The sequence below is a fragment of the Streptomyces lomondensis genome (assembly GCF_014651035.1).
Taxonomy (GTDB): Bacteria; Actinomycetota; Actinomycetes; order Streptomycetales; family Streptomycetaceae; genus Streptomyces; species Streptomyces lomondensis.
Window position 1 is genome coordinate 20,686 of sequence record NZ_BMWC01000027.1, and the last position, 7,241, is coordinate 27,926.

The 7,241-nt window shown below is 73.2% G+C and carries 1 protein-coding gene; it reads left to right on the forward strand.

Annotation, left to right across the window (positions count from 1 at the left end; translation table 11 throughout):
* Positions 1-44: 44 nt before the first annotated feature.
* The coding region (locus tag IE255_RS38460) for a type I polyketide synthase (protein WP_190055083.1) at positions 45-7,241 on the forward strand (7,197 nt) is incomplete at its 3' end.

The following is a 7,241-nucleotide window of genomic DNA, read 5'->3' on the forward strand; positions in this document are numbered from 1 at the left end:
CGCGTGTGCAAATCAAGCTTTTCTCAAGGGGCGGTGCTGTTTCGATGGCGAGTGAAGAGAAACTCCTGGACCACCTGAAGTGGATGACCGCTGAGCTTCGCCAGACGAAGCAGCGGCTCCAGGAGGTGGAGTGCGAGGAGCAGGAGCCGATTGCCATCGTCGGCATGAGCTGCCGCTTTCCCGGTGACGTCCGTTCGCCCGAGCAACTGTGGCGGCTGGTCGCCGACGGCGTCGACGCGATATCGGGCTTCCCCGACGACCGCGGCTGGGACGTCGAGGGGCTCTACGATCCCGACCCGGACAACCCGGACACGTCCTATGCCGATCAGGGCGGATTCCTGAGTTCCGTCGGTGACTTCGACGCCGAGTTCTTCGGTGTCTCGCCGCGCGAGGCACTGGCGATGGACCCGCAGCAGCGGCTCCTCCTCGAAACCTCCTGGGAGGCCATCGAGCAGGCGGGCATCGATCCCGCCTCCCTGCACGGCAGCCGGACCGGGGTGTTCATCGGATCCAACGCGCAGGACTACGCCTCGCTCCTGCACCACGACACGGCCGAACTCGGCGGCTACCTGGCCATCGGCAGCGCCGCCAGCGTCATGTCGGGCCGCATCGCCTACACCCTCGGCTTCGAGGGCCCCGCCGCGACCGTGGACACCGCGTGCTCGTCGTCGCTGGTGGCACTCCACTGGGCCGCCCAGGCGCTGCGCCAGGGCGAATGCACCATGGCGCTCGCGGGCGGCGTGGCGGTCATGGCCACCCCGGGCGCGTTCCTGGAGTTCTCCCGGCAGCGGGGCCTCTCCGAGGACGGGCGGTGCAAGGCGTTCGCGGAGGCGGCGGACGGCACCGGGTGGGGCGAGGGTGTCGGCATCCTGCTGGTCGAGCGTCTCTCGGACGCCCACCGCAACGGCCACCGCGTACTCGGCGTCATCCGAGGCTCGGCGATCAACCAGGACGGGGCGAGCAGCGGGCTCACCGTTCCGCACGGCCCCTCGCAGCAGCGCGTGATCCGGGACGCCCTCGCCAACGCGGGCCTCTCCGCCGCGCAGGTCGACGCGGTGGAGGCACACGGCACGGGCACCCGCCTCGGTGACCCGATCGAGGCGCGGTCCCTCATCGCGACGTACGGCCAGGAGCGCACCGGCGGCAGGCCGCTCTGGCTGGGCTCGCTGAAGTCGAACATCGGTCACACGGCGGGCGCCGCCGGCGTGGCGGGCGTCATCAAGATGGTCATGGCGATGCGCGAGGGCGTGCTGCCGCGCACCCTGCACGTCGACGAGCCGTCCTCCCACGTGGACTGGTCGGCCGGGGCCGTCGAGCTGCTCACGGAGCCGGTGGAGTGGCCCGAGACGGGCGAGCCGCGCCGCGCCGCCGTCTCCTCGTTCGGCATGAGCGGCACCAACGCGCACCTGATCCTGGAGCAGGCACCGGAGACCGAGCAAGCCACCGAGCCCGCGACGGTGTCCCTGCCGGTCGTTCCGTGGCTGCTCTCGGCCAAGTCGCCGTCGGCGCTCGCCGCTCAGGCCGGACGCCTACTGGCCCACGCCGACGGGGCCGGCCTCGACGCCGTGGACATCGGCTACTCGCTGGCGCGGACCCGGGCCCCCCTGGAGAACCGGGCCGTGCTCATCGGCAAGGACACCGAGACCCTGCTGCGTCGCGCCGCCGCACTGGCGGATGACCCCGGCACCGCCGACGCGGTGGGCTCCACCACGGGCGAGGACCAGCCGGTAGCGGTGCTGTTCTCGGGTCAGGGCTCGCAACGTGCCGCCATGGGACGGGAACTCCACGCCGCTTTCCCGGCGTTCGCGGACGCGTTCGACGCGGTGTGCGCTGAGCTGGACCGGCACTTGGACCAGCCTCTTCGCGAGGTCGTCTTCGAGGGTGGTGAGCTGCTGGATCAGACGCAGTTCACGCAGGCGGGTCTGTTCGCGCTTGAGGTGGCACTGTTCGAGCTGGTGACGTCGTGGGGCGTGAAGCCGGACTTCCTGCTCGGGCACTCGATTGGTGAGTTGTCGGCGGCTCACGTGGCTGGGGTGCTGTCGCTGGAGGATGCTGCCGCGCTGGTGGCGGCTCGGGGGCGTTTGATGCAGGCGCTTCCGGCCGGTGGGGCGATGGTGTCGTTGCAGGCGGCGGAGGACGAGGTCCTGCCGCTGCTGGTCGAGGGCGTGTCCATCGCCGCGCTCAACGGGCCGCGCTCCACGGTCATCTCGGGCGACGAGGACGCGGTGCTCGCTATTGCCGCGCACTTCGAGGGCGAGGGGCATAAGACCAAGCGGCTGCGGGTCAGTCACGCCTTCCACTCCCCGCGTATGGACGCGATGCTCGACGACTTCCGCAAGGTCGCGGCGGGTCTGACCTTCAACCCCCCGCAGCTTTCGATCGTCTCGGACGTGACGGGCGAGGTCCTGTCCGCTGAGGAGGTCCAGGACCCGGAGTACTGGGTCCGCCACGTCCGCGAGGCCGTCCGTTTCCTGGACGGCATCCGCACCCTGGAGACGGAAGGCGTGACGGCGTTCCTGGAGCTGGGCCCGGACGGCGTGCTCTCCGCCATCGCCCAGGACTGCGTCACCTCCGACTCCGGCGAGATCACCTTCGTATCCGCCCTCCGCAAGAACCGCGAGGAGCCGGAGAGCCTGCTCACCGCCCTCGCCGAACTCCACGTACGCGGCACAGCGGTCGACTGGACGGCGTACTACGCCGGCACGGGTGCCCGTCGCGTGGATCTGCCCACCTACGCCTTCCAGCACCAGCGCTACTGGCCGAAGAGCAGTTGGGCCGCGCCCCGAGACATGACCGAGCTCGGGCTGCGCACGGGGGAGCATCCGCTGCTCGGTGCCGCGGTGGGGCTCGCGCACACCGACGAGTTCCTGTTCACCGGTTCGCTGTCCGCGCAGCGGCAGCCGTGGCTCGCCGATCACGCCGTCATGGGTGCGGTGCTGCTGCCCGGCACGGCCTTCGTCGACCTCGCGCTGCACGCGGGCGAACGCGTCGGCTGCGAGGCGGTGGAGGAGCTGACCTTGCAGGCGCCGCTGGCGCTCCCCGCGTCCGGCGGGGTCCAGGTGCAGGTGGTGGTCGGCGCCCCGGAGGCGGACGGCCGCCGGCCCGTCGGCGTGCACTCGAGGCCCGACGGCGAGGACGAGAGCGACTGGACTCAGCACGCCACGGGTCTCCTCGCGCCGGCCGACGCGGCAGCGGAGGAGGCCGCCGCGTCGCTCGTACGGGACACGCTGCGGGCATGGCCGCCGCAGGACGCCACCCCGATCAGCGTCGATGCCGTGTACGAGCAGCTCTCCGCGCGGGGATTCGACTACGGCCCGGCCTTCCAGGGGCTGCGCAGGGCCTGGCGCAGGGGCGACGAGGTGCTCGCCGAAGTGGCGGTGGCCGACCTCGACGTGAACGGCTTCGGTGTGCACCCCGCGCTGCTCGACTCCGGACTGCACGCCCTCGCGGTGAGCGGGCTGCTCGGTGGTGCCCCGGAGCGGGATGCGGCCGGGGAACCGGTCGACGCCGACGGGCGCGGCTGGCTCCCGTTCTCCTGGGGAGGGGTCTGTCTGCGGGCCACCGGCGCCACCACGCTGCGGATGCGGATCAGCCCCGCGGGACGGGACGCGGTGTCGCTGCACCTGGCGGACGGCGCGGGTCAACTTGTGGCGGCCGTCGAGTCGTTGGTGCTGCGTGAGGTGGTCGCTGAACAGTTCCGGAACCAGGCCGCGGCCACCATGGACGGGCTGTTCCAGCTGGGCTGGACCGAGGTCGCCGAAGCCGCGCCGAGGGCGGAGCAGCCGTCCGACGAAGCGCGGTGGGCCGTCGCGCTCGCGGCCGACGAGGCCGGGAGGCCCGCCGCCTTCGAGGCGTTCGACACCTTCGTGGACCTGGCCGCGCTGGGCGCAGCCCTCGACGGCGGTGCCGATGCGCCCGACGTCGTGATCGCCGACTTCACCGGACGCCCAGCCGGGGCGGACGACAACACCGCCGCGCACCACGCCGCGCACCGAGCCCTCGCCCTGGTCCAGCAGTGGCTGGCCGACCCGCGGTTCGACACCGCCCGGCTGCTGGTGCTGACCAGCGGTGCCGTCGGCCCCGACGACGACGTGGCCGCGGCACCCGACTCGGCCGCGGCGCCCGACCTGTCCGCCGCACCCGTGTGGGGCCTGCTGCGTTCGGCCCAGTCGGAGAACCCGGACCGATTCGTCCTGCTCGACGCCGCAGAGCCGTACGCACTCGACGCACCGGCCCTGCGGACGGCGCTCGACAGCGGAGAGCCGCAACTCGCCCTGCGGGGGCGGACGTTGTACGCACCCCGGTTCGTGCGCGCGGGACGTGACGGCGCACTGCTGCCGCCGCACGGCGTCCCCGCCTGGCGGCTCGACAGCGAGAACAGGGGCACCCTCGACGGCCTGGGCCTGCTGCCCCACCCGCAGGCCCTCGACGGCTTGGAGAGCGGCCAGATACGCGTCGCCGTACACGCCGCGGGGCTGAACTTCCGCGACGTGCTGATCGCGCTCGACATGTACCCGGGACGCGCCACGATGGGCATCGAGGGCGCGGGCGTCGTGGTCGAGGTCGGCCCCGACGTCACCGGGATCGCGCCCGGTGACCGCGTCATGGGCCTGCTCAGCGGCGGCTTCGGGCCGACCGCGGTGACCGACCACCGGATGGTCGCCAGGATCCCCGACGGCTGGTCGTTCACCCAGGCGGCCTCGGTCCCCATCGTGTTCCTGACCGCCTACTACGGCCTGGTCGACCTGGCCGCGCTGCGGCCCGGCGAATCCGTGCTGGTGCACGCCGCCGCGGGCGGCGTGGGCATGGCCGCCGTCCAGCTGGCGCGGCACCTGGGCGCCGAGGTCTACGGCACGGCCTCCCCGGGCAAGTGGGACACCCTCAGGGAACTGGGGCTGAGCGACGAACGGATCGCGTCCTCGCGCACGCTCGAGTTCGAGGAACAGTTCAGGTTCGGCACCCGAGGACGCGGCGTCGACGTCGTACTGGACTCCCTGGCAGGGCCGTTCGTGGACGCCTCGATGCGGCTGTTGCCGCGCGGCGGCCGGTTCGTGGAGATGGGCAAGGCCGACGTCCGGGACCCGGAAGCGGTCGCCGCCGCACACCCCGGCGTCGACTACCGGGCCTTCGATGTCATCGAGGCGGGACCCGAGCGGATCGGGCAGATGCTGGCCGAGGTGGTCGCCCTCTTCGAACGCGGGGCGTTGCGCCCGCTGCCCGTGCGTGACTGGGACGTGCGTCGCGCCCCGGAGGCCTTCCGGTTCCTCAGCCAGGCGCGCCACATCGGCAAGGTGGTGCTGACCGTCCCGCAGCCGCTCGACGGCACCGGGACCGTCCTGGTCACCGGCGGCACCGGAGCGCTCGGAGCCGTCCTCGCGCGGCACCTCGTCACCGCGCACGGCGTCCGGCACCTGCTGCTCACCAGCCGCAACGGCGCGGCCGCCGCGGGCGCGCGGGAACTTGCCGCCGAACTCACCGGACTCGGCGCCGACGTCACCCTGGTGTCCTGCGACGCCGCCGACGCCGACGCGCTCGCCGCGCTGCTCGCCGGCATCCCCGCCGAGCACCCGCTGACCGGCGTGGTCCACGCAGCCGGAGTCCTCGACGACGGTGTCATCTCCTCGCTCACCGGCGACCGTCTGGAGGCGGTGCTGCGGCCCAAGCTCGACGCGGCCTGGCACCTGCACCGGCTCACCCGCGACCTCGACCTGCGCGTGTTCGCCCTCTTCTCCTCGACGTCCGGACTGCTCGGGGCGCCGGGGCAGGGCAACTACGCGGCCGCGAACGCCTTCCTCGATTCCCTGGCCCAGGCCAGACGGGCCCAGGGCCTCGCCGCGACCTCCCTGGCCTGGGGCCCGTGGGAGCAGGCCGGCGGCATGATCGACCAGCTGCGCGGGACGGACGCGGGACGCACACCGCGCGGCGGCCTGCTGCGCGCACTGACGGCGGAGGAGGGACTCGCGCTCTTCGACGCCGCCCTCGCCGTGGACGACGCGCTCCTCGTGCCGATGAAGCCGGACCCGGCGGTCCTGCGCGGCAGGACCGCACGGCCCGCCCTCTTCGAAGGGCTCTCGGGCGCACACAGGCAGAGCAGGCGGCGCGGCGTGGCCGCCGCCGGAGAGGCCGCTTCCACGCTCGTCCAGCGGCTGCGCGGACTCGACGAGGCCGAACGGCGGCAGACACTCGTGGAGTTGGTGAGCGGCCAGGCCGCCGCGGTGCTCGGGCACGCGTCGGCGGGCGCCGTGCGCCCGGACCGGGCCTTCAAGGACCTCGGCTTCGACTCGCTCACGGCCGTCGAACTGCGCAACCGCCTGAGCGCGGCCACCGGCCTGCGGCTGCCCGCCTCACTGATCTTCGACTACCCGACGCCGACCGTCATGGCCGACCGTCTGCACGCCGAACTGGTCGAGGCGCCCGGCACGGACGGGACGCCCGCGGCCGCGGTGCGCACCGGCACGGCGGACAGCGACGAACCCATCGCCATCGTGGCGATGAGCTGCCGCTACCCCGGCGGCGTCAGCTCGCCGGAGGACCTGTGGCGGCTGGTCGCCACGGGGACGGACGGCATAGCGGCCTTCCCCACGGACCGCGGCTGGCGACTGCCGGACACCGCGGGCGGCGGGGCCGACGGCCTGCCCCAGGAAGGCGGATTCGTCTACGACGCCGCGGAGTTCGACGCCGGCTTCTTCGGCATCTCGCCGCGTGAGGCGCTCGCGATGGACCCGCAGCAGCGGCTGCTCCTCGAAGCCTCCTGGGAGGTCTTCGAACGCGCGGGCATCGACCCCGCCACGGTGCGGGGCAGCCGGACCGGCGTCTTCACCGGCACCTCGTCCTCCGGGTACGCCACCTCGCTCGCGCAGCTGCCGGAAGGCGTCGCCGGGCACGTGCTGACCGGCACCGCGGGCAGCGTCGTGTCCGGGCGCGTCGCCTACACCTTCGGCCTGGAAGGCCCCGCCGTGTCGGTGGACACGGCCTGCTCCTCCTCGCTGGTCGCGCTGCACCTGGCGATCCAGGCGCTGCGCTCGGGCGAGTGCTCGATGGCGCTGGCCTCCGGCGCCATGATCATGGCCGACTCGGGGGTCTTCACGGAGTTCAGCGGGCACGGCGGCCTCGCCGTCAACGCCCGCTGCAAGGCCTTCGCCGCCGGCGCCGACGGCACCGCCTGGTCGGAAGGCGTGGGCGTGCTCCTGGTGGAGCGGCTCTCGGACGCGCGGCGCAATGGTCACCGGGTTCTTGCGGTG